This is a genomic window from Shinella sp. H4-D48, from assembly GCF_022637395.1.
GTDB classification, from domain to species: domain Bacteria; phylum Pseudomonadota; class Alphaproteobacteria; order Rhizobiales; family Rhizobiaceae; genus Shinella; species Shinella sedimenti.
Genome location: NZ_CP093339.1, coordinates 227,203 through 248,912, shown reverse-complemented (window position 1 = coordinate 248,912; position 21,710 = coordinate 227,203). Strand labels below are relative to the sequence as shown.

Here is a 21,710-nt window from a genome sequence, read left to right as displayed (position 1 = left end):
AGGTGTGTCCGACAATCGGCGCTCGCCCGAGAAGCGAGAGGGTGCTGTCGATCGCGGCAAGAACAGGGAGAAGCACTCCCAATATCGCCTGCATGCCCCCCTTCGTTGTGCCACTCCTGCATCAGGAACCGTTCGGCCTCGTAAGCCGGATCGTGGTCGAAGAGGGACTGAAGTCCTACACGCCTAGGAAGATTATCGATCTGGACGCGCTGCTTCAGGACCTTGCACTGATCCGCGACCGATGTGTCAGACGCATTGTCTTGAAGATATTGAAACCCACGTCGCAATTGAAGCGGGGCGCCTCTCTGGCGCCCCGGTTTTTTTAGATAACTCAGCTCCAGGCGTGGAGCGGGGGCTTCTCGCCGTTCAGGAAATAATTGCCGAGGATGGCGTATTTCCAGCGCACGGGGTCATGCAAGGTATGGGTACGGGCGTTGCGCCAATGGCGGTCGAGGTGATGCTCGGCAAGCGTGGAGCGGGTGCCCGCGAGTTCAAACAGCTTATTGGTCGCAGCAATCGCGATTTCCGTCGACAGGATCTTTGCCTCCGCAGTGACGATCTGCGCGTCGGCGACCGTCTCGGCATTTGGGGTCTCGATGGCCCGGTCGATGGCTTTTCCGGCCTTTTCGAGCAGCGCCTGCGCCGCATGGAGCCGCAGTGTCAGATCGCCGACGGCCTGGATCGTGTAGGGATCGTCCGAGGCACGTTCCACGCCGCTGTCGATCCAGGCACGGCTCTTGGTACGGACGAAGGAGACGGTCTCATCGATCGCCGCCTGCGCGATGCCGGTATCGACCGCCACCTGGATGATCTGGAAGATCGCGCCATCGGCCGTCGGCACCTCATAGCCCTTGTAGCCGGGCACCAGATGGGTCTTCGGCACCTTCACATTGTTGAGGATGACGGTCCCTGACAGCGTGGTACGCTGGCCGAAGGCCGACCAGTCATCGATGACGGTGAGGCCCGGTGCATCGCGCTCGGCAATCGCATACCAGGCGCGGCCCTCGTCATCGAGCGCCACGATCGGCACCAGATGAGCGAGCAACGCGCCGGAGGAGTAGAATTTCTGGCCGTTGACCACGACGTGATCGCCCGCATCGGTGAACTTGGTCTCGAAATCCGCGGCCCGCTTGGAGCCGAATTCCGAAAAAGCGTTACCGAAGCGCGTGCCGCGCAGCGCCTCGGCAAAGAGCAGCTTCTGCTGCGCCTCGTCGGACACTGTACGAATGGCGGCGACGACGCCGAGATGGTTCTGTGCGATCTGGCCGATGGAGGAATCCGCTGCCGAGACGATCTCGATCACCTTGGCGAGTGTTGCATAGGACACTTCAGGTCCGCCGAACTTTTTCGGCACGTTGATCGACCAGAGCCCGCTCTGCGAGAAGGCGTCGAGTTCCTTTACCGGCCAGATGCGGTCCCGATCGCGGATTGCCGCTCCCGGCGCGATCTCGGCCGCGATCGCCTTCGCGACCGAGATCGCCTCGGCGTCGCTCTTGATGATATGCGCGGGTTCGCCTGGGCGGGGCACGGCTGGAACACCCTCGGCGGCACCCTTTGTGTTTACGTTGGAAATGGTCATCGCAAGTCTCCTCTTCAGATTGGATTCAGTGGGCAAAGACAGGGGTGGCCGCGACGGGCTTCCGGCCGAGATAGAAGGCCTTAACGTCGTCGCGCGCCTTGAGCTCGGCGGCGCTGCCCGAGAGAACGCTGACGCCGTTTTCAAGAATGACCGCCCGGTCGGCATAGGTGAGCGCGACCGCCGAGTTCTGCTCGGCAACGAGGATTGAAAGGCCTTCCTCGCGGTTGAGGCGTTTCAGGGTGCGGAAGATATCCTGTACGACGAGGGGCGCGAGCCCCATCGAAGGCTCGTCGAGCACCAGCAGCCGCGGACGCGACATCAGTGCCCGGCCGATCGCCGTCATCTGCTGCTCACCGCCGGAGGTCAGGCCAGAAAGAACCCGGCGCTTCTCCTTGAGCCGCGGAAAATGGGCGTAGACCTTTTCGAGGTCGGTGGCGATTTCGGCACGCGATCCGCTGCGGCCAAGACCGCCGGAAACGAGGTTTTCCTCCACCGTCAGCGACTTGAAGCAATGCCGCCCTTCCAGAACCTGCACGAGACCGCTGCGGACAAGGCTTGCGGGCGCCTCACGCGTCACGTCGCGCCCCTCGAACCGGATGCTGCCGGCCAGGATCTGGCCCCGTTCGGCCGGCAGCAGGTTCGACACCGCCTTCAGCGTCGTGGTCTTGCCGGCGCCATTCGCGCCGAGAAGGGCCAGGATTTCGCCGCGGGCAAGCGAGAGCGTCACGCCATGCAGCGCGGTGATGGAATGGTTGTAGGTGGCATGAAGGCCCTCGACGGTGAGCAGCCTGCTGTCCTCGGGCATGTCGAATCCCTTCGCGTTTTCGGAAAATTCCGGCCAGGCATCGGAGATATTGTTCCGATGCCCGGCGACAGGGCCGCGGTGCCGTGCGCGGCCTTGCGACATCAGTTCGTCACGCCGCCCGCATCTTCGGCCGTGCGAAGCTTGATGCCCTTTTCAGCGGCATAGGCTTCGGAGGATTTTTCAATGATCGGCCGCAGCAGCGCCCAGTCCGGGGCGATCCAGTCGGAAACGACGTTCCACTTCTTGCCGTCCCACTGCTGGAAGGTCACGTAGCCGTTGCCCTCGTGGTTGTCCCAGGTGACATTGATCGAGTGGAAAAGGTCCTTGGCGCCGAGCGCCTCGACACGGGCGGGATCGAGCTGGAGATGTTCAAAGCCCCAGCGCACTTCATCGCCCGTCAGCGTGCGCTTGCCGAATTTTTCCTGGGCGATGCGCACGGCCTCGACATTCAGGATGCCGTTGACGATGCCGAGATTGTGGTAGACCGAACCGATACGGTTCTTGTCCTCCAGATTGCCCTTGCCGGCATCATAGACCGTCTTCACGATCTCCTTGACGACGGGGTATTCGGCACCGGACGCCTGTGTGGTGATCGCCGTATAGCCCTTGGCCGCATCACCCGCCGGAATGACGTCCTCTTCCGAGTTCGACCAGACATTGCCGATGATGTGATCGACCGGGAAGCCGGTCTTGGCTGCCGTCTTCAGCGCAACGGGGTTCATCACGCCCCAGCCGCGTAGCACGACATAATCGGGCTTGGCGCGACGGATTGTCAGCCACTGCGACTGCTGCTCGTTGCCCGGATGCGGCACTTCGATCTGCTGCAGTTCGAAACCGTACTTTTCGGCGAGCAGTTCGTAGATCGGTATCGTCTCCTTGCCATAGGGCGAGCCGTGGTAAAGCACGACGATCTTCTTGCCCTTCAGGCTTTCGAGACCGCCCTCCTTGGAGGCGATGTAGTTTACGATGCCCGAGGTCTCGCTGTAGGGATTGAGCAGCAGCGGGAAGACATAGGGGAAGACGCGGCCGTCGGTCGAATCCGTGCGGCCATGGTTGATGGTGATCAGCGGCACCTTGTCCTGCGTGATGCGGTCGATCATGGCATAGGCGATGCCGACCGACAGCGGATTCCAGGCGGCGATGCCCTGGTTGCTCTTCAGGCGCTCATAAGCCTCGACGCCGCGCTCCACCTCATACTGGGTCTCGGCCTCCGACCAGGTGAGCTTTACGCCGTTGACGCCGCCGTCCCTGGTATTGATGAGGTTGAGATAGTCGATGAAGCCGCCGAAGAAGCCCGTGCCGCCGGCCGCGTAGGGGCCGACACGATAGCTCTGAAGGGGAAAATGCTGCTCGTCGGCAAGCGCCGGTGCGGCGATGGCTGCAAGGCCGATGCCGGCGGCGAAAGCAGCGGCTCTTATCTTTGTGTAAAGGGTCATGGCTGGACACACTCCGTCTGTCGGCGGCGCTGGGCCGTCCGGTTTGCTGTCAGGGTTCAAGGTTTTTATTGTTGGAAGCCCGCGGCTTCGATCTCACACCCGCCGGACGGCGGCCGTTATGCGTGATTTCAAGCGATCCCAGAGCGCGACAAGGCCATCAGGCTCCAGCACCAGAAACAGGATGATGAAGGCGCCGATCACGATACGTTGCGTCATATCGAGCACGCCGGAATCGAAGACGTCACCCAGCAGGAAGGAACCGAGTCTCGACAGCACGAGCGGAAAGACAACGATCAGCGCCGCGCCGAAAAAGGCGCCGCGGATCGAAGCGAGGCCGCCGATGATGACGATGAACAGGATCTGGAACGAGCGATCGAGATTAAAGCCCGCCGGCTCCACGGTGCGCAGATAGGCAAAGGCCCAAAGCACGCCGGCGACGCCGATGATGAAGGATGAAACCCCGAAGGCGAGCAGCTTGGTGCGCAGGACCGGCACGCCGATGATGCGCGCGGCGGTCTCGTTGTCGCGCACGGCGATGAAGTTGCGGCCGGTCTGAGATGAGACGAGGCGGAAAGCGAGGAAGGTCAGGACCGCCACGACCGTCAGCGCGAAGAGATAGCGTCCGACAGGGCCCTCGAACGAGAAGCCAGCAAGCGACAGCGGCGGCGCGTCGATGACGCCGGACGCGGAGTTGTTGGAGAACCAGCTGAATTTCGTCAGTGCCCATTGCACGAAAAACTGCGCAGCGAGCGTCGAGACGGCGAGGTAGAAGCCGCGCAGCCGCAGGCTCGGCAGGCCGAAGACGATGCCGATCGCCGCCGCCGAAAGCCCGGCCAGCACTATGGAGACGGCCAGCGGCAGCGCGTCCACCCGCAGATTGAAATTATAGGCCGCGAAAGCGCCCACCGCCATGAAGGCGGCCGAGCCCAACGAGACCTGGCCTGCATAACCCGTCAGCAGATTGAGCCCGACGCCGGCAAGGCTGAGCGCCAGGAAAGGCAGCAGGATCGCCTCGAAGAGATAGCTTGAGCCGAGGAAGGGCACGACGAGATAGGCGACGGCGAGCACTGCGATCGCGCCGGCATGGCGCGGGACGGAGAAAGACGGCGAAAGATCGGCTGTGACGACAGACATGTCAGACCCTTTCCACGAGCTTCTGGCCGAACAGGCCCGAGGGGCGCACGAGCAGGAAGACGAGTGCCACGACATAAGCGAACCAGCCCTCGATGCCGCCGCCGAAATAATCGCCGATATAGACCTCGGCGAGCTTTTCGGATGCGCCGACGATCAGGCCGCCGACGATGGCGCCGAGAATGGAATCGAAGCCGCCAAGGACCAGCACCGGCAACGCCTTCAGCACCACCAGCGAGAGCGAGAACTGCACGCCAAGACGTGCGCCCCACAGCAATCCGGCAACCAGCGCGACGAGACCGGCAGCGGCCCATACACTTGCCCATATCCACGGCAGCTTGAGGCCGACGGCGAGGGCGGCGAACTGATCGTCCGCGACTGCACGAAAGCCGAGGCCGATGCGGGTGTAGCGGAAGAAGGCCGAAAGCGCCGCCACCATGCCGGCCGCAACCACGGCGGCGAAGATATCGAATTGACTGATGAAGACACCGCCGACATCGAAAGGGATATCCTCGATGCCGAGATCGAGGCCATGCACCTGCGTGCCCCAGATGAGCTGCGCCGCACCCTCGATGATGTAGGAGAGGCCGAGCGTCGCCATGAACAGCGTGATCGGCGGCTTGTTGGTAAGTGGTCGCAGCACCGTGCGCTCGATGGCGATACCGATAACGACCATCGCCGCGAAAGTAATGGCGAAGGCGGCCGCGAAAGGCACGCCCTTCTCGACGAGGCTGACGAAGGTGAGCGCGGCGAAGAGGAGCAACGCGCCTTGCGAAAAATTCAGGACGCCCGAGGTCTTGTAGATCAGCACGAAGCCGATTGCGACCAGGGAGTACATCACGCCGGAGAGCAGCCCGCCGATCAGCACCTCGGTGAAGAAAAGCCAGTCGAATTCGGCCATCAGATGCCCTCCCCGTCTTCGTTTTCCGGCGGCACGCCGAGATAGGCGTCGATGACGCGCTGGTCGCTGGCGATCTCCTGCGGTGTGCCGTCTGCGATCTTGCGCCCGTAATCGAGCACGGCGATCCGGTCGGACAGGCCCATGACCACGCCGATGTCGTGCTCGATCAGCACGACCGTGATGCCGTATTCCTCTCGAGCGAGGCGCACGTAGTCGGCAAGCTCGTTCTTCTCCGTCGCCGTCATGCCCGCCATGGGCTCGTCGAGCAGCAGGATGCGCGGCTCGGCGGCCAGTGCCCGCGCCAGTTCCACCCGCTTCTGCAATCCATAGGGCAGCGTGCCGGCAAGGCGGTCGAGGTAGGGCGTCAGATGCAGAAAATCGATGACGCTGCGCGCCCGCTCGCGCGCATTTGCCTGTTCGCGGCGCGCATTGGGCAGTCCGATGATCTGGCTGAGGAAATTCGTGCGGCCGGCATAGGCCCGACCTGTCGCGACATTATCGAGCACGCTCAGCCCCTTGAAGAGCGCGAGGTTCTGGAAGGTGCGAGCAACGCCGAGACGGGCGAGTTTGTGCGTCGGCACCGGCTGGTAGGGCGCGCCATTGATAGCAACGTGACCGCGGTCAGGCCGATAGACGCCGGAGATGACGTTGATCAGCGAACTCTTTCCGGCACCGTTCGGGCCGATGATCGCCCGGATCTCGCCATGACGCACCGCAAGGTCGACCTCCTTGAGCGCGACCACCCCGCCGAACGACAGATCGATGCCGCGCAACTCCAGCGCAAGAGACGCATCAGTCCGTAGTGTGGGCTGTGCAGCAGGTGCATTGCGCAGCGAAAGATGCTCCGCAATGTCGGGCGGGATTGCCACCTCGCCGCTGAGGCCCGCGAGCAGATAATTCGATGCCGACATGGTTCGTTTCGTCCATCGCCCTACGGGCACGGGTTTGGGTTCGCGGACACCATCGCGCCCGCGTTTCAGGAAGCGACGGTCGAGCCGCCGCTCCCTTGTTTGTTTTGCCTTACTCGGCCGCGATAGCCGCGGTCTCCTCGGCCTCTTCCAGCGCGCGCACCAGCGGAATGACGTGCTTGCCGAAATATTCCACCTCCTCCTGGAAGTGCAGGAAGCCGAGCAGGATGAGATCGGCACCGGCGCGCTTCAGGTGCACGATGCGCTCGGCCACCTGTTTCGGCGTGCCGATCAGGTTGGAGCGGAAGCCGTCATTGTACTGGACGAGGTCTTCGAAGCTCGATTTCGCCCAGTTGCCTTCGCCTTCGGGCGAGGCCTTGCCGGCATTCTTCACCTCGTGACCGAAGGCGTTGACCGCTTCGGGATTGGCCTTCTCGATGATCTCGGCGAGCACTGCCTTGGCTTCTTCCTCGGTCTCGCGCACGATAGCGAAGGCATTGACGCCAACCTTGACGGCGTGATTGTTCTCCTTGGCCTTCGCCCTGATGTCATTGACCTGTTTGGCAATTTCCTCCGGCGTGTTGCCATTGGTGAAATACCAGTCGGAGACACGCGAGGCCATGTCGCGCGCGGCACGCGACGAGCCGCCCTGGAAGATTTCCGGTTGCGGATCGATCGGTTTCGGCTTCAGGGAATAGTTGTTGAAGCGGTAGAAATCACCGCGGAAGGTGAAGTTGTCTTCCGTCCAGATGCCGCGCAACGCGCGGATGAACTCTTCCGAGCGGCGGTAGCGCTCGTCGTGGTCTAGCCAGGGCTCGCCGATGGCGTGGAATTCGCCGCGGAACCAGCCGCTGACGACGTTGACGGCAACGCGGCCGTTCGTCAGATGGTTGATCGTGGCAATCTGCTTGGCGGCGAGCGCCGGGTTCCACGGACCGGGCAGGATTGCGGCGATGACCTTCAGCGTCGTGGTGGATTCAAGAAGAGCATGGCTGAACGACACGGATTCATGCTGGAACTCCGCGCCATAGCCAGCCGTGAAGCGGATCTGGCTCAGCGCATAGTCGAAGCCGCTGGCTTCCGCGATCTGCGCGAGCTTGCGGTTGTATTCGATCGTCCAGCTGGTGCGCTGCTCGATATTGGAAATGACGAGTCCACCGGAAACGTTCGGCACCCAATAGGCGAATTTCACGGCATCCCTGTTCTGTTCAGTCATGGGGTACTCCTCTCTCCTGATGTCAGTTGGCGGCCGTCTCGCGCGAAACAACGCGAAGGGCCGGATGGGCATCGCCGGCGGCAAGGGCCGTAGCGGGCAATAGATCGAACAGATCGACGACGGCACGCTCGATGCGCGCTTCGACGGCCGGGTTCGAAAGCGTGTATTCGGTGAAATCGGCCTCGACGGCGTAGACCGTCGTCGGCACGGTAACGGCGCCGAAGAAGCCGAACAGTGGCCGGAACTGATGCTCCAGCATCAAGCCGTGCAGTGGCGTGCCGCCGGTCGCTGCAAGGACGACGCGCTTGCCCTGCAGGGCCCGGAAATCGACAAGGTCAAAAAGATGCTTGAGCGCGCCGGTATAGGACGCACGGTAGACCGGCGAGCCGACGACGAGCACATCGGCGCTCTCGACAGCGTCAATGATCGCCCGCCCCGCATCGTCGAGCTGATCGGCACGCAACGCCCTGAACAGCACAGGCGCCGCATCCGCAAGGTCGATGACATCCGTCGATACATTTGCCGCCCGCCCGATCGCGGCGACGATGCGCTCAACGACATGCGCCGTACGCGAAGGCCGCTTGACGCTGCCGCTTATGCCGAGAATTTTCATCGATCACCTCAAATCCAATTGTTTTTAATTTCTATGTTTTTTGTAGATTATCAAAGATGCATGTTCCAAACTGAGTGCGTTTTGAGGAATTCAATCTTCTGCACGCGGTCAATGGCGCAACGCAGAGGTCAAGCAGGACGGGAAAGACGATGAACGCCGTAAAACCGCCTCGCTGCTTGAAATGCCCCATGGCTTCCTACACGCGGCGTCCCCTGCCTCTGAACGAGACCCCGAATGTGAGCCAGCCCGATGCAATGGAAGAAGCCTCCCCAGGGGGCCGCGGCCGGTTTTGAAGCGAAAGACTGGTCGATCTGACGATAGCCTTACGCCCGCATTAATCACGGGCACGTGGAGCGGTCGTCCAACTATCGACAAACTCCCGAACCGACGAGAGGTGGGCACGTCACGCCTTCGGGCGATCAGACGCGCGTTCGGCAGGGTCGCCCGCATGGCATGGGATTGATCTATCGCCAGGAATTTCAGCGGCGAGGCGAGGCTCTTGCCGTCCAGACAACGGCAGACTACCTCGTCGCCGGCCAATCCCGGCGCGGCTTGCCGCCCGCCGGGAAAACGGGCGGGCGAGGCATCCATTCGTTGTACGTCCCACCCTTTCGAACCCAAGCCGAATGCGGGCTACGCCCGAACGGAGGCATCCAGGTTTGCGCCGATCCACGCATCGATGTCCGTGACGGGGATGGCGTGACGCTCGTTGAAGGTGCCTGCCTTATCCCACGCGACGCCCCGGCCCATGGCAAAGGCTGCACGATACTTGCGCATCATGTTCTGCGGATCTTTCGCCAGTTCTTCCATCAGGAAGGGCACGCTCCACTCAGAACGCCGGAAAGGCCGGCCAAGACCGGCTTCCAGCTTGTCAGCGACCTCCCCGTAGGTCACCGTATCGCCAGCCAGGAACACGATTTCGTTCCGGATGCGCGGTTCGGCGAAGACGACTTCCGCCGTCAGCTTCCCGATGTCATCGGGCGTCGTCAGCGTCACGGCCGTATCGAGACTTCCCAATGCATTGACCTTGGAATTTTTCAGGTCGACGACGCCGAACTCCGGCTCGAACAGATAGCTCATGAACATCCCTGTCGAGATGATGACCCATTCGGTCTGGGTCTGGGCTCGCAAGAGTTCGCGGACGTCCAACTGTGCATCGAAAATGTCCTGCGGACTGCCGCGTCCGATCGCCTCGAAATCAACGCCAAACTGCCAAGGGAAGTAGCGCGGGATACGGGCCTGCAAAGCGGCCTTCGCCAGCTTCATCGGCGTATCTATGCCTGCGGCGTAACCGGCACAACCAATCACGGTGTGAAATCGTGCAAACAGCAAGGCGAGTTCGTCGATCGAACTCTTGACCAGGTCGCCCACGACGACCTCGATGCCGAGCTCCCGGATCTCCGCGATGGCACGCTGCTTTTCCGGGTCATCCGACGAGACAGCGCTGGCGCGCAGGAGAACGCTGATCGTCGTATCCTTTGCCTCGCGTGCACGGCGTGCCAGATTGCGAAGGACGGGTTGCCCGAGTTCTCCAGCGCCCAGTACAAGAATGGACCGCGGCGTGGTGGTGTAAGCTGTATCACTCATTGTTTTGCCTCATTGAGAATGCGTTTCGACCCCGATCTAGCGATGCGCCCAAGCACATGAAAGAAGGTACATGCGTGATACTGTGAACCAGACTTTGAGCAGTGAAGACGTTCTCAGGTATTCCCAGACGGTCTGCGATGGCTTGAGGGACGATGACGACGGCGTGCGCCGCGAAGTGCTGGCGCATGCCGGAAACCGCTGGTCACTCGGCATCATCCACACACTTGGCGTGTACGGTGGGCTGCGCCACGCGGAGATCGGAAGACGCATGCACGGCGTCACACAGCGCATGCTGACACGGACGCTGCGTCAGCTGGAGCGTGACGGCCTGGTCATCCGAAACGACTTCGGGGAGAACCCTCCGAGGGTCGAATACGCGCTTTCCGAAACGGGCATGGATCTGCTCCTGCGCATGATCCCGTTGTGGACGTGGATCGTCGAGAACGCGGATCGCTTCCGGAGGTCGAGGGAGGACTTCGACGCCAGGAGCGATATCGACTGACCACGCCGCCAGCCGCAGGCCAGGCGTCCGAAAGGTGCAGCCGCCGCAATCCTCACCAATGTGAGTTTGCAAACGCCAGAGCCACTAATCCGCCGTATCATGCGTGCGAAAGAATGACCCGAACGTCCGTTTTAGGCGGCGCGCCGAACAGTCTGCGGTACTCGCGGTTGAATTGCGTGACGCTCTCGTAACCGACGCGAAGCGCCGCGCTGCCTGCGTCTATGCGATCGGCGATCATCATTCGACGCGCCTCATGGAGACGAAGATGCTTCTGGTATTGCAGCGGGCTCATGGCCGTCAGTGCGCGGAAATGATGGTGCAGGGTCGATTCGCCCATTCCTGCGACACCTGCCAAGGTCTCGATGCGGACCGGCTGGTCAAAATGATCACGCAGCCAGCGAATTGCCGCCGAGACCCGATTGGTTTGCGTGCCGACTTCGACAGCGTGCCGCAACCGGCCGCCAACGGGGCCAGTCACGATCCGGTAGAGGATTTCCCGCTGGATGAACCTCGCCAGAATGGGAATATCGCGTGGCTCATCCAAAAGGTCGAGAAGGCGCAGCGCAGCGTTTGTCAGCTCCGGCGTCACGGGTCCGATCGCAATGCCTGTTCCGTTGCCCTCCGCAGGCCTTCCAAGCTGATCGACCTCGGCAATCAGGTCACGCGCCATGTCGAGGTCGATGTCGAGCTTTAACGAGAGATAAGGCGCCGATGCGCTTGCATCGAGCACCTGGACGATCGTTGGCAGGCCCACGGCCGTCAGCAGGAAATGATCTTGATCATAGACATATGTCTCATTTCCCAGGACGACGCGCTTCGCGCCTTTGATGATGAACGCGAAGGAGGGTTCATAGAGCGAAGAGTCTGGCGTCATCGAAGATGTGCGCCGATGCAGGGAGAGACCAGGAATGGCTGTAGCAAGAGAGCCCTCATGCGGAAGGCGCCTCTCGACAAGCTCGCACATGCGATGACGGGCGAGTTCGATGCCATTCATTTCCGCTGCAGCCTTCCTTTGCGTCGATACGCCATTCCCGTCTCCTGCAGATCCGCTCCCTTGAGCTATAGCCTAGAAATCCGTCGACAGGACCAGCTCTTTCCACTGCTCGATGTTCTTCGCGAGCGCGTGGGACTTGTTGTCGAATACGGCAAACGCGTCGGAGCCCGTTGCCAGCCATACAGGCGGCCTCTCAGCCCTAACGACAGCCAGCATGGCCGCAGCAAATTTCTTGGGGTCACCGATCTGTTGATGATTGGCGCCATCAAGCGCCTGTCTGTGCTGGGCCGAAGCCGACGCATAATCCTCGATCGATAGATTGCCATAGTGAACGGAACTGCCGTCAAGAAAGTCGGTACGGAAGCGACCGGGATAGACGCAGGTCACCTTGATACCGAACGGTGCCACTTCGCGGGCGAGACCTTCCGACCAGCCGGACACGGCATGTTTCGTCGCGCAATAGATCGATGCGCCTTCAAAGCCCTCCATGCCTGCAATCGACGATATCGTAATGACATGACCGGAGCGCTGCGCACGCATGATCGGCAGAATGGCCCGTGTGACATCGAAGGCGCCAAAGACATTGGTGGCGAACTGTCGTGTCACGGCTTCCGGGGCGACCTCCTCGAACGCGCCGAGCTGGCCATATCCGGCGTTGTTGACGAGAACGTCGATCCGTCCGAACCGGGCCTGCGCAACGCTGACCGCTTCAGCGATCGCCTTATGGTCCGTGACATCGAGAGGGATTGTCTGAAGCTTGTCGGCAAAGCCTGCCAACGCATTCTCAATCTCATCTGGCTTGCGCGCCGTGGCAACGACATTGTCGCCGGCGTCGAGTGCGGCGCGCGCGACTTCCAGGCCGAGACCACGATTGGCCCCGGTAATGAACCAAGTTCTCATAGAGCGAATTCCATTCTTGATTGGACATCGGCGCGTTCCGCGCCAACACCATGCAATTTACGGCTCAACCCCGTTGGTGGCTATAAACGGTCCTGCCTGTTTCTTGCCTGATCCTGTCGATCACCAGCGACGAAGACGTTTTCTCATGTCCTTGGTGCCGACACGTTCACTCGAACAGATCGGGATTGTCGGCCTCGATTTGCGGGAGGTCTGCGAGGATCCCGTTCAGGTGACTGCGCATGGCGGCCTCGGCCGCATCGGCGTTGCGCGTGTCGATGGCGTTTATGATCGCCTCGTGCTCGGCAATCAGCCGGACCATGGAATCGGGATGGCGGAGCTGAAGATTGCAGACCCTGTCCATATGCGCCTTGATGTCGGATATGGCGCTCCAGGCAAGGCCGCAACCGGCCCCCTCGGCAATCGCAATGTGGAACTGCTCGTCCTCGCGGCGGAAGGCGTTGTGATCGTGCGCTTCCATCGCCTTCTTCTGGCGGTCGAGGATCGTGTCGATCTTGCGCCGCGTCCAGCTGTCGAAGGCCCCGCTTGCGCGACGGGCGACGGCGGTCTCTATCGCCTCGCGCACGAAGCGAGCCTCCATCATCTTTCGCGCCGAGATGCGCACGACGACCGTACCGCGGTTGGGCCGGATATCCACCAGCTTCGATTTGCCAAGCGCGATCAGCGCCTCGCGCACCGGCTGACGTGAGACGCCCATGCGTGTGGCGATTTCCTGTTCGGAGAGGCGCATTCCTGGCGTGAGTTCCAGCTGGATGATGGACTCGCGCAAATCCCGTTCCACCTGCGCTGCCGCGGTTTCACCGGTGTCTATTTTGAGGGATTCAAGGTTCACGTCTTTTCCCATCGTCATGCGTTGACATCCAATCTGAGCCACCATACAGTACCATACAATTCATACGCAACAGAAATCCGGTGGCCTGAAAACCGGATCAACAGGGAGGGGCTGGCGCACCGTTGCCGGCCGGAAGACGATATTGCTGTCCAATTTCATAACACCCGATTCCCGTGACCCGCGGCTGAACAGTAAAGCCCGCTATCAGATGGTTGTCGATGGGAAGTCCGTCGATGCGGCATCCGGCAAGACGATCGAGCGCGTGAGCCCTGGCCACGCCGGCGCGGTCGTCGGCATCTGGCCGGAAGCCTCGGCAGATGATATGCGGGTGGCCATTGCAGCAGCACGCCGGGCCTTCGATACCGGTCCATGGCCGCGCATGTCGGGCGCCGAGCGCTCGCGCCTGATGTTCAAGGTGGCGGACCTTATCCTTCTCCATCAGGAAGAGCTTGCGCTGGCCGAAAGTCTGGAAGTCGGCAAGCCGATCAATCAGGCGCGCGGCGAAATCGGCTTCTGCGCAGACCTGTGGTCCTATGCTGCGGGCCAGGCAAGGGCTTTGGAGGGCCAGAGCCACAACAATATCGGTGACGACCGTCTTGGCCTCGTGCTGCGTGAACCTGTCGGCGTGGTCGGCATCGTCACGCCGTGGAACTTCCCCTTCATCATCGCTTCGGAGCGCGTGCCATGGGCGATCGGCGCTGGCTGCACGGTGGTGCTGAAGCCGTCGGAATTCACCTCCGGCACCTCGATCCGCATGGCCGAACTGGCGCGCGAGGCCGGTATTCCCAACGGCGTGTTCAACGTCGTTACCGGCTACGGCGACCCGGCGGGGCAGGTTCTGGCCGAAGATCCTGACGTCGACATGGTTGCCTTCACCGGCTCCGTCCGTGTCGGCACCAAGCTCGGCGAGATCGCGGCGCGCAGCGTCAAACGCGTCGGGCTGGAACTCGGCGGCAAGGGGCCGCAGATCGTCTTTGCCGATGCAGACCTGGAAGCCGCCGCTGACGGCATCGCCTATGGCGTCTATCACAATGCAGGGCAATGCTGCATTTCAGGTAGCCGACTGCTGGTCGAGGAAAGCGTCCGCGACGCGCTGATGGAGCGCCTGCTGGACATCTCGCGCAAGGTCACCTTCGGCGATCCGCTGAACGAGCGCACGAAGATTGGCGCGATGATTTCGGAGGCGCATGCGGAGAAGGTGCATTCCTATGTCGAGGCTGGCCTTGCCTCCGGCGCAAAGCTCCTGCTGGGCGGGGAGAGGGTCGGCAGGGAGGCCGGTCTCTATTATGCACCGACAGTGTTTGCCGGTGTCACGCCCGACATGTCGATCGCGCGCGAGGAGATTTTCGGGCCGGTGCTTTCAACGCTGACCTTCAAGACGGCAGATGAGGCGGTAGCCATGGCCAATGCCACGGAGTTCGGCCTGTCGGCTTCCGTCTGGTCCACCAATCTTGAAAAGTCGCTGCAAAGCATCCGCCGCATCCGCGCCGGCCGCTGCTGGATCAACAGCGTCATCGACGGCACGCCGGAAATGCCGATCGGCGGCTACAAGAAGAGCGGCCTCGGGCGTGAACTCGGCCGGTACGGCTTCGACGAATATTCCCAGTTCAAGGGCGTGCATGTCACGCTCGGGCGCCCCGCGCCCTGGTTCGGGTAGCGGGCTGCCCATCCGGGCGGTCATGAGGAGGAAAATCTCGGCTGGCGAAATCTTTGGTCGGAGCCCGCCAGCCGAGACTTGGGTCTTTTGGACCCACATTGCACATCCAAAGGGAGGATACGCAAATGAAGTTGACCAAGTTGAAAGCCGTGGCAATCGCCGCTGGCATTGCCACCATGATGGCATCGACGGCGCTTGCCGCTGACGTCAAGGCCACGATGATCATCTACCTCGATCCGAGTGTCCAGTTCTTTAATCCCGTGGTGAAGGGCGCGCAAGACGCCGCCAGCCAGTTCGGCGTCGATCTCGACGTGCAATATGCCAACAATGATCCGGTACGCCAGAACGACTTGATCGAAAGCGCGACTGCTAGCGGCGTCGATGGCATCGCGGTCGCGATCTCCTCGTCAGACGCCTTTGACGAAAGCATTTGCGCTGCCACAAAGGCCGGAATCATCGTCATCGGCTTCAACAATGACGACCTCGACGGCGCCAAGGGCAATTGCCGCCAGGCCTATGTCGGCATGGATGAGTTTGCTTCGGGCTACGAGCTCGGCAACCGCATGATCAAGGAGTTCGGCCTGAAATCCGGCGACGTCGTTTTCAACCCGCGCGAAATTCCCGAGGCGAGCTTTGCAGTGGCGCGTGGCGGCGGGATCGAGAAGGCGATGACGGAGACCGGCATCAAGGTCGAGACGGTGCGTGCAGGTCTCGATCCCGCCGAAGCGCAGAACATCATCGCACAGTTCCTGATCGCCAATCCGAACGTGAAGGCGTTGTTCGGCACGGGCTCGGTCACTTCGACGGTCGGTGCGGGTGCTATCAAGGATGCCGGCGTCAACATTCCCTTTGGCGGATTCGACCTTGCCGTCGAGATCGTCAATGCAGTCGAGTCCGGTGCGATGTTCGCGACCATGGACCAGCAGCCCTACCTTCAGGGCTACTATCCGATCGCCCAGATCGCGCTTGCCAAGAAGTACGGCCTGACGCCGACGGACGTCGACACCGGACAGGGTGCCTTCCTCGACAAGTCGCGCATCAGCTCGGTCAAGCCCCTGATCGGCAGCTACCGCTAACCGGATGTTGCGGGAGCCTGTCGAAGACCCCGGCCGGCTCCCCACGCCCCAAAATCGAGTGCCAGACCGTGACACCTATCCTTGCTGACAACGCCGTGCACCGTTCGCGCACGCAAAGACAATCCATTCTCAAGCAGATCATGGCGATGCCCGCCGGAGCGATTTTCCTCGTCTTCATGACGTTGCAGATAGTCTGTATCGCCGGTGCGCTGCTTTATCCGAACGAGTTTCGCTATCTTTCGCCGCAGAACCTGACGATCCTCATGAAGGCGATACCCGTGCTTGGCTGCCTGGCGCTTGGTGCGGGTGTGCTGATGATTGCGGGAGAGTTCGACCTGTCCATCGGTTCCGTCTACACCTTTACCGCCGTCCTCATGGCGAGCTTGGTCGGCGCAGGCCTCAGTGCCTTTCTTGCCGCGCCACTGGGCATCGTCGCCGGCCTGCTGATCGGGCTGCTCAATGGCCAGATCACGATACGCTTCGGCCTTCCATCCTTCATCGTGACGCTCGGCGGCCTGCTGTTCTGGCGCGGCGCCGTGCTTCTCTACAACGGTGCTGTGCAAGTGCGCTTCGATCCCGAGCCGGCCTTCACCAGCCTGTTTTCCGGTACGCTGTTCGGCATCAATGCCGCCTTCATCTGGATCGTGCTTTTCGTGGTCGGCTTTCACTATCTGCTGCACCGCCATCGCTTCGGCAACCATGTCTTCGCGACAGGCGGCAATCGCGGTGCGGCCGAGGCGATCGGCATCAACACAAATCTCGTGAAACTCATTGCCTTCGCCGTTGCCGGTGGCATGGCCGCCATGGCGGGCATTCTTGCCACCGCGCGCGTCGGCAGCGTTCAGCCGGGTCAGGGTGCCGGTCTCGAACTCCAGGCGATTGCCGCCTGCGTTATCGGCGGGCTTTCGCTGCGTGGCGGCCGTGGCTCGATCATCGGCATCTTCCTCGGGGTGCTGCTCATTCATACGATCACCGACGTGCTGCTGCTTCTGCGGGCGCCCGGCTTCTATCTCGACATGTTCATCGCGACGCTGATCGTGCTGGCCGCCATCTTCAATCATCTCATCGAGCGGCGAGGCGTGGCGTGATGTCCAATCTTCTCGAACTGCACAATATCTCCAAGAGTTTCGGCGCGCTGACGGCGCTTCGCAACCTCAGCTTCCACATTGGCGAGGGGGAAGTGGTTGGCCTGCTCGGCGACAACGGCGCCGGCAAGTCGACCACGGTCAATCTCATTTCCGGCATCCACAAACCGACGGACGGCTATCTTAGCGTCGACGGCACCAGGACGCTCTTCACCTGCAGGTCGGATTCCGCGGACGCCGGCATCGAGACGATCTACCAGCACACAGCCCTGGTCGACAGTCTCTCCATTACGCGCAACATCTTCATGGGCCGCGAACTGACCGACCGTTTCGGCTTCCTCCGTCAGGCCGAAATGCGCCAGATCGCCATGGAGGTCCTGCAGAATGCCGTGCATATCTCGGGCATCGACAGCCCGGACACGCTCGTTGGCAACCTCTCTGGCGGCCAGAAGCAGGCGGTTGCCATCGCACGCGCCGTATACTTCAAGAAGCGCATCCTGCTGCTTGACGAGCCCACCTCCGCACTCTCGGTGCGCGAGACGGAAGCACTGCTGAACCAGGTGCTGAAGCTGAAGGCAGAGAACGTTTCCAGCGTGCTGGTGACACACAATATCTACCACGCCTATCAGGTCTGCGACCGGTTCGTGATCATGAGCCACGGCACCAAGGTCTTCGATGTCGCCAAGGCCGACACGACGATCAACCAGCTCACCGAATATGTCGTGCTCAACTGATGTCCATTACCGAAAGAAAGAGGCAGATGCCGTGACACTCTCCGTATCCATTCGCCAGGTCGTCGGACCTGAAGACGCCGCAAGGCGCAACACCCAGGGCCTGCGCGATGGCTTCGTCATCGAGGCGATGTTCCAGCCCGGCAAGATCAATCTCACCTACAGCCATCTCGACCGCATGATCGTCGGTGGCGTGGTGCCGACCGGCGGTACACTCACGATCGACCGTGTTGACGAAACCGGCACGGACCAGTTCCTCGAGCGCCGTGAGGCCGCTATCATCAATATTGGTGGTGCCGGAACGGTCAGCGTCGGCGGCAAGGGCTATAGACTCGGCTTCCAGGAAGCCATCTATGTGGGCAAGGGCTCGGGCGCGCTTAGCTTTGCGAGCGATAACGAGGCCGAGCCGGCGCTATTCTATGTCCTGAGCGCACCGGCCCATCGCACTTGCCCGACCGTACTCATCACGCGCGACATGGCGAAGAAGGTGCATCTGGGCTCGGCGGAGGAATCCAACCACCGCACCATCAACCAGTATGTTCATCCCGATGTCTGCGAAAGCTGCCAGCTGGTGGTCGGGCTCACCACGTTCGAGCCAGGTTCGGTTTGGAACACGATGCCGGCGCACGTGCATGACCGGCGCATGGAGGTCTACCTCTATTTCGGCATGCAGGAGGCAACGCGCATCTTTCACTTCATGGGCGAACCGGGCGAAACACGTCATGTCGTTCTGAAGAACCACGAGGCGGTGCTCTCGCCCGGCTGGTCGATCCACTCGGGCGCAGGTACCGGGCGTTACGCCTTCATCTGGGCCATGGCCGGCGATAATATAAGCTTTACCGACATGGACAAGGTACCGATGGAATCACTGCGATGAACCCGTTCGATCTCTCCGGCCGATGGGCCATCGTCACCGGTGCCAATACCGGCATCGGGCAGGCAATTGCAGTTGGATTGGCGAAGGCCGGCGCGGATATCGTCGGCGTCGGTCGCTCCGCCATGACGGATACCGAAATGCAAGTGAAGGCGACGGGGCGGATGTTTGCCGCCGTGTCCGCGGATCTTTCTCAAACGGGCAGTGCCGCCAGGGTCATGACCGCCGCGCTGGATGCCGGCGCCACGCCCGACATTCTGGTCAACAACGCCGGCATCATCCGGCGTGCGGATTCACTGGATTTCACGGAAGAGGATTGGGATGCCGTGCTCGACACCAATCTCAAGTCCGTCTTCTTCCTTTGCCAGGCCTTTGCCAAGGCGGCGTTTGCAGCAGAACGCAAGGCAAAGATCATCAACATCGCCTCGATGCTGTCGTTTCAGGGCGGCATTCGCGTACCGTCCTATACCGCGGCAAAGAGCGGCCTTGCCGGTATCACCAAACTTCTTGCGAACGAATGGGCTGCGCGCGGCATCAATGTGAACGCCGTCGCGCCCGGTTATGTCGAGACCAACAACACGACAGCGCTGCGTGCGGATGCCGAGCGTAGCGCCGATATCCTGAAGCGCATTCCCGCCGGTCGCTGGGCTCGGCCGGAAGACATGGCCGGTGCCGCGGTTTTCCTTGCGAGTGCCGCGTCCGATTACGTGCATGGCGCCATCCTGCCGGTCGATGGCGGATGGCTTGCCCGATGAGAGGTTGAAATGTCCTTTTATTCCCTGCCCCAAAACACGGTCTGGACCGAAGTCGCCCCCGGAAATCGCCGCGCCGTCTTGAGCGAGCGTCCGGAAATGATGCTCGTTGCCTTCAGCTTCGAGGAGGGCGCCATCGGCGCACTGCATTCGCATCCGCATACGCAGGTCAGCTATGTTGCCGAAGGCACATTCGACGTTACGGTGGATGGTGTCACTGCCCGGCTTGGCGCCGGCAGCAGCTTTATTGTCGCGCCGAACCTCGTTCACGGCGTTGTCGCACTGACGGCAGGCTTGCTGATCGACACATTCACACCACGCCGAGACGATTTCCTCTAAGGCCGGACGCCGATAAGGCCGCAGCCGCAACGGCGGGGATTTTCAGTTTCGAAAAGTCGCTCCGCCCCCCTTGGCAAAAAGCACCGCTGGCATGCAAGATGCTCCAGGAGATCAAGTCAGAAGGAAAGCGCGCATGTCCAGAGACCTCGATCAACTCAGCCGGCTTGTCATCGGCGGGCGGCTGACCCGGCGGGATTTTCTGGGGCGTGCCGCAGCACTCGGCCTCTCTGCGGCTGCTGCGAACACGGTGCTTGCGCGGGCTGCAGCCGCTCAGGCGCCAGCAAAGGGCGGCGTGTTGCGGGCTGGAATGGTCGGCGGCGCAGCCACCGACAGCCTCGATCCCGCAACATGGGCAAGTCAGGTACCTTATACGCTCGGTCGCTGTTGGGGCGAACAGCTGCTCGAGATATCTCCGGCCGGCGAGATCGAATATCGCCTGGCGGAAGCCTATGAGGCCTCGCGCGACGCCAAGACGTGGACGTTCAAAATCCGTCAGGACGTCACCTTCCACAATGGCAAGGTCGTAACGCCCGAGGACATCGTCGCGACTTTCGAGCGCCATGCGGACAAGAATTCCAAATCGGCAGCGCTTCCCTTTGTTTCCGCATTCGAGACGGTCAAAGCCGATGGCCGGAACGTCGTCATCACACTGAAAGAGCCCAATGCCGACCTGCCCTATGTGGTCGGTGATTACCATCTGATGATCCAGCCGAACGGCGGCAAGGATGATCCGACCGCAGCGATCGGCACCGGCCCCTACAAGATCGTCGTCAACGAGCCGGGTGTTCGCCATGTCGGTGAGAAGCACGAAGGCTACTGGGGCAGCGATCTGCGCGGCCACGCCGACGGCATCGAGATCATCGTGATGAACGATTCCACCGCGCGTACGGCCGCCCTGCACGGCGGCCAGATCGACATGATCAACCGGGTCGAGCCCAAGATCGTGGAACTCGTGAAACGCGTTCCGGGCGTCACGATCCGCAACGTGCCGGGCAAGGGTCATTACGTAATGATTGCCCATTGCGACACCGCCCCCTTCAACAACAACGATCTGCGGATGGCGTTGAAATATGCCGTCGACCGCGAGGAGATGGTCGAGAAGATCCTGGGTGGCTACGGCACGGTCGGCAACGACACACCGATGATAAAAGGCTACCCGCTGTTCGACGACGATATCGAACAGAGGGTGTTCGACCCCGAAAAGGCCGCTGAGCACTTCAAGAAGTCCGGCCACAACGGCTCGATACTTTTGCGCACGTCGGAGGTCGCCTTTCCAGGTGCGGTGGATGCCGCCCAGCTCTTTCAACAAAGTGCAGCAAAATGCGGCATCACGCTTGAGATCAAGCGCGAGCCGGGCGACGGGTACTGGTCGGACGTGTGGAACAAGCAGCCGTTTTCGATGTCGTACTGGACCGGACGCCCGACGCAGGATCAGGTCTATTCCCTCGCCTATCTCTCCGGCGCGGAGTGGAACGACACCCGGTTCTTCCGCGACGATTTCGACAAGCTGATCATCGGCGCACGCGCCGAACTCGATGCCGACAAGCGCAAGGCTCTATACCGCCAGGCGGCCGTGATCCTGCGTGACCAGGGGGGCGTGATCGTTCCCATGTTCAATAACTATATCGATGCGACGACCCCACGTGTCGGCGGCTGGATCGATGATCCGAACGGCGAGCTCATGGGCGGGCATGCACTGACAAAATGCTGGGTGGTTTCCTAAGAAACCGGTCGAGAGAACCAGCCCTAATCACCGTTGTGCGAAGAAAGACGC

21 protein-coding genes are annotated in these 21,710 nt (G+C 61.5%); 9 read left to right on the top strand and 12 right to left on the bottom strand.

The window, feature by feature from the left end; genetic code table 11:
• Positions 1-331: 331 nt before the first annotated feature.
• The 9 genes from MNR02_RS22260 to MNR02_RS22220 all read right to left on the bottom strand — a co-directional run bounded on the left by MNR02_RS22260 (position 332) and on the right by MNR02_RS22220 (position 10,176).
• Positions 332-1,579, bottom strand: coding sequence for an SfnB family sulfur acquisition oxidoreductase (locus MNR02_RS22260; protein WP_241949637.1), 1,248 nt, complete (start codon positions 1,577-1,579; stop codon positions 332-334).
• A gap of 25 nt (positions 1,580-1,604) precedes the next feature.
• Positions 1,605-2,384, bottom strand: coding sequence for an ABC transporter ATP-binding protein (locus MNR02_RS22255; protein ID WP_241949636.1), 780 nt, complete (start codon positions 2,382-2,384; stop codon positions 1,605-1,607).
• Positions 2,385-2,485: 101 nt separating this feature from the next.
• Entirely contained in the window at positions 2,486-3,820 is a 1,335-nt protein-coding gene (locus MNR02_RS22250) for an ABC transporter substrate-binding protein (protein ID WP_241949635.1), read from the bottom strand.
• 93 nt (positions 3,821-3,913) lie between these two features.
• Positions 3,914-4,954: a branched-chain amino acid ABC transporter permease gene (locus MNR02_RS22245; RefSeq protein WP_241949634.1), complete on the bottom strand. Its 1,041-nt coding sequence runs from the start codon at positions 4,952-4,954 to the stop codon at positions 3,914-3,916.
• A gap of 1 nt (position 4,955) precedes the next feature.
• Positions 4,956-5,852, bottom strand: a complete 897-nt coding sequence (locus tag MNR02_RS22240; RefSeq protein ID WP_241949633.1) for a branched-chain amino acid ABC transporter permease — start codon at positions 5,850-5,852, stop codon at positions 4,956-4,958.
• On the bottom strand, positions 5,852-6,763 hold the full coding sequence (locus MNR02_RS22235) for an ABC transporter ATP-binding protein (protein WP_241949632.1): 912 nt from the start codon (positions 6,761-6,763) through the stop codon (positions 5,852-5,854). The genes MNR02_RS22240 and MNR02_RS22235 overlap by 1 nt, the downstream gene beginning before the upstream one ends.
• A 109-nt stretch (positions 6,764-6,872) precedes the next feature.
• Complete coding sequence (gene sfnG, locus MNR02_RS22230; RefSeq protein ID WP_241949631.1) at positions 6,873-7,976, bottom strand: dimethylsulfone monooxygenase SfnG; 1,104 nt, start codon at positions 7,974-7,976, stop codon at positions 6,873-6,875.
• 22 nt (positions 7,977-7,998) lie between these two features.
• Positions 7,999-8,589, bottom strand: coding sequence for an FMN reductase (gene msuE, locus MNR02_RS22225; protein ID WP_241949630.1), 591 nt, complete (start codon positions 8,587-8,589; stop codon positions 7,999-8,001).
• 633 nt (positions 8,590-9,222) lie between these two features.
• Positions 9,223-10,176 (bottom strand): aromatic alcohol reductase, encoded by a 954-nt coding sequence (locus tag MNR02_RS22220; protein WP_241949629.1) that lies wholly within the window; start codon positions 10,174-10,176, stop codon positions 9,223-9,225.
• A 70-nt stretch (positions 10,177-10,246) separates the two neighbouring features.
• Here MNR02_RS22220 and MNR02_RS22215 point away from each other — a divergent pair, with 70 nt between their 5' ends.
• On the top strand, positions 10,247-10,678 hold the full coding sequence (locus MNR02_RS22215) for a winged helix-turn-helix transcriptional regulator (protein ID WP_371746783.1): 432 nt from the start codon (positions 10,247-10,249) through the stop codon (positions 10,676-10,678).
• 97 nt (positions 10,679-10,775) lie between these two features.
• On the opposite strand, the gene MNR02_RS22210 is transcribed toward MNR02_RS22215, so the two are convergent.
• From MNR02_RS22210 to MNR02_RS22200, 3 genes are all read right to left on the bottom strand, one after another.
• Positions 10,776-11,672, bottom strand: a complete 897-nt coding sequence (locus tag MNR02_RS22210; RefSeq protein ID WP_241949628.1) for an AraC family transcriptional regulator — start codon at positions 11,670-11,672, stop codon at positions 10,776-10,778.
• A gap of 72 nt (positions 11,673-11,744) precedes the next feature.
• Positions 11,745-12,572, bottom strand: coding sequence for an oxidoreductase (locus MNR02_RS22205; protein ID WP_241949627.1), 828 nt, complete (start codon positions 12,570-12,572; stop codon positions 11,745-11,747).
• A 166-nt stretch (positions 12,573-12,738) separates the two neighbouring features.
• Positions 12,739-13,440 (bottom strand): GntR family transcriptional regulator, encoded by a 702-nt coding sequence (locus MNR02_RS22200; protein ID WP_241949626.1) that lies wholly within the window; start codon positions 13,438-13,440, stop codon positions 12,739-12,741.
• A gap of 124 nt (positions 13,441-13,564) precedes the next feature.
• On the opposite strand from MNR02_RS22200, the gene MNR02_RS22195 reads away from it, so the two are divergent.
• From MNR02_RS22195 to MNR02_RS22160, 8 genes are all read left to right on the top strand, one after another.
• On the top strand, positions 13,565-15,079 hold the full coding sequence (locus MNR02_RS22195; RefSeq protein ID WP_241949625.1) for an aldehyde dehydrogenase family protein: 1,515 nt from the start codon (positions 13,565-13,567) through the stop codon (positions 15,077-15,079).
• Between the two features lie 125 nt (positions 15,080-15,204).
• Complete coding sequence (locus MNR02_RS22190) at positions 15,205-16,155, top strand: substrate-binding domain-containing protein (RefSeq protein ID WP_241949624.1); 951 nt, start codon at positions 15,205-15,207, stop codon at positions 16,153-16,155.
• A 68-nt stretch (positions 16,156-16,223) separates the two neighbouring features.
• Positions 16,224-17,243: an ABC transporter permease gene (locus tag MNR02_RS22185; RefSeq protein WP_241949623.1), complete on the top strand. Its 1,020-nt coding sequence runs from the start codon at positions 16,224-16,226 to the stop codon at positions 17,241-17,243.
• Positions 17,243-17,974 (top strand): ATP-binding cassette domain-containing protein, encoded by a 732-nt coding sequence (locus tag MNR02_RS22180; RefSeq protein WP_241949622.1) that lies wholly within the window; start codon positions 17,243-17,245, stop codon positions 17,972-17,974. The genes MNR02_RS22185 and MNR02_RS22180 overlap by 1 nt, the downstream gene beginning before the upstream one ends.
• A 31-nt stretch (positions 17,975-18,005) precedes the next feature.
• On the top strand, positions 18,006-18,848 hold the full coding sequence (gene kduI, locus MNR02_RS22175; protein WP_241949621.1) for a 5-dehydro-4-deoxy-D-glucuronate isomerase: 843 nt from the start codon (positions 18,006-18,008) through the stop codon (positions 18,846-18,848).
• Positions 18,845-19,600, top strand: coding sequence for a 2-dehydro-3-deoxy-D-gluconate 5-dehydrogenase KduD (gene kduD / locus MNR02_RS22170; protein ID WP_241949620.1), 756 nt, complete (start codon positions 18,845-18,847; stop codon positions 19,598-19,600). The genes kduI and kduD overlap by 4 nt, the downstream gene beginning before the upstream one ends.
• A 9-nt stretch (positions 19,601-19,609) precedes the next feature.
• Positions 19,610-19,936 carry a cupin domain-containing protein gene (locus MNR02_RS22165; RefSeq protein WP_241949619.1) on the top strand — a complete coding sequence of 109 codons (327 nt, stop codon included), beginning with the start codon at positions 19,610-19,612 and terminating at the stop codon, positions 19,934-19,936.
• Positions 19,937-20,069: 133 nt separating this feature from the next.
• Positions 20,070-21,659, top strand: coding sequence for an ABC transporter substrate-binding protein (locus MNR02_RS22160; RefSeq protein ID WP_241949618.1), 1,590 nt, complete (start codon positions 20,070-20,072; stop codon positions 21,657-21,659).
• Positions 21,660-21,710 lie beyond the last annotated feature (51 nt).

Coding starts and splice junctions, on each gene's coding strand:
- kduD (WP_241949620.1), top strand. CDS start 18,845: ATGAACCCGTTCGATCTCTCCGGCCGATGGGCCATCGTCACCGGTGCC.
- MNR02_RS22240 (WP_241949633.1), bottom strand. CDS start 5,852: ATGGCCGAATTCGACTGGCTTTTCTTCACCGAGGTGCTGATCGGCGGG.
- MNR02_RS22210 (WP_241949628.1), bottom strand. CDS start 11,672: ATGAATGGCATCGAACTCGCCCGTCATCGCATGTGCGAGCTTGTCGAG.
- MNR02_RS22180 (WP_241949622.1), top strand. CDS start 17,243: ATGTCCAATCTTCTCGAACTGCACAATATCTCCAAGAGTTTCGGCGCG.
- msuE (WP_241949630.1), bottom strand. CDS start 8,589: ATGAAAATTCTCGGCATAAGCGGCAGCGTCAAGCGGCCTTCGCGTACG.
- MNR02_RS22165 (WP_241949619.1), top strand. CDS start 19,610: ATGTCCTTTTATTCCCTGCCCCAAAACACGGTCTGGACCGAAGTCGCC.
- MNR02_RS22220 (WP_241949629.1), bottom strand. CDS start 10,176: ATGAGTGATACAGCTTACACCACCACGCCGCGGTCCATTCTTGTACTG.
- MNR02_RS22260 (WP_241949637.1), bottom strand. CDS start 1,579: ATGACCATTTCCAACGTAAACACAAAGGGTGCCGCCGAGGGTGTTCCA.
- MNR02_RS22215 (WP_371746783.1), top strand. CDS start 10,247: ATGCGTGATACTGTGAACCAGACTTTGAGCAGTGAAGACGTTCTCAGG.
- sfnG (WP_241949631.1), bottom strand. CDS start 7,976: ATGACTGAACAGAACAGGGATGCCGTGAAATTCGCCTATTGGGTGCCG.
- MNR02_RS22205 (WP_241949627.1), bottom strand. CDS start 12,572: ATGAGAACTTGGTTCATTACCGGGGCCAATCGTGGTCTCGGCCTGGAA.
- MNR02_RS22200 (WP_241949626.1), bottom strand. CDS start 13,440: ATGACGATGGGAAAAGACGTGAACCTTGAATCCCTCAAAATAGACACC.
- MNR02_RS22235 (WP_241949632.1), bottom strand. CDS start 6,763: ATGTCGGCATCGAATTATCTGCTCGCGGGCCTCAGCGGCGAGGTGGCA.
- MNR02_RS22160 (WP_241949618.1), top strand. CDS start 20,070: ATGTCCAGAGACCTCGATCAACTCAGCCGGCTTGTCATCGGCGGGCGG.
- MNR02_RS22250 (WP_241949635.1), bottom strand. CDS start 3,820: ATGACCCTTTACACAAAGATAAGAGCCGCTGCTTTCGCCGCCGGCATC.
- MNR02_RS22245 (WP_241949634.1), bottom strand. CDS start 4,954: ATGTCTGTCGTCACAGCCGATCTTTCGCCGTCTTTCTCCGTCCCGCGC.
- MNR02_RS22255 (WP_241949636.1), bottom strand. CDS start 2,384: ATGCCCGAGGACAGCAGGCTGCTCACCGTCGAGGGCCTTCATGCCACC.
- MNR02_RS22190 (WP_241949624.1), top strand. CDS start 15,205: ATGAAGTTGACCAAGTTGAAAGCCGTGGCAATCGCCGCTGGCATTGCC.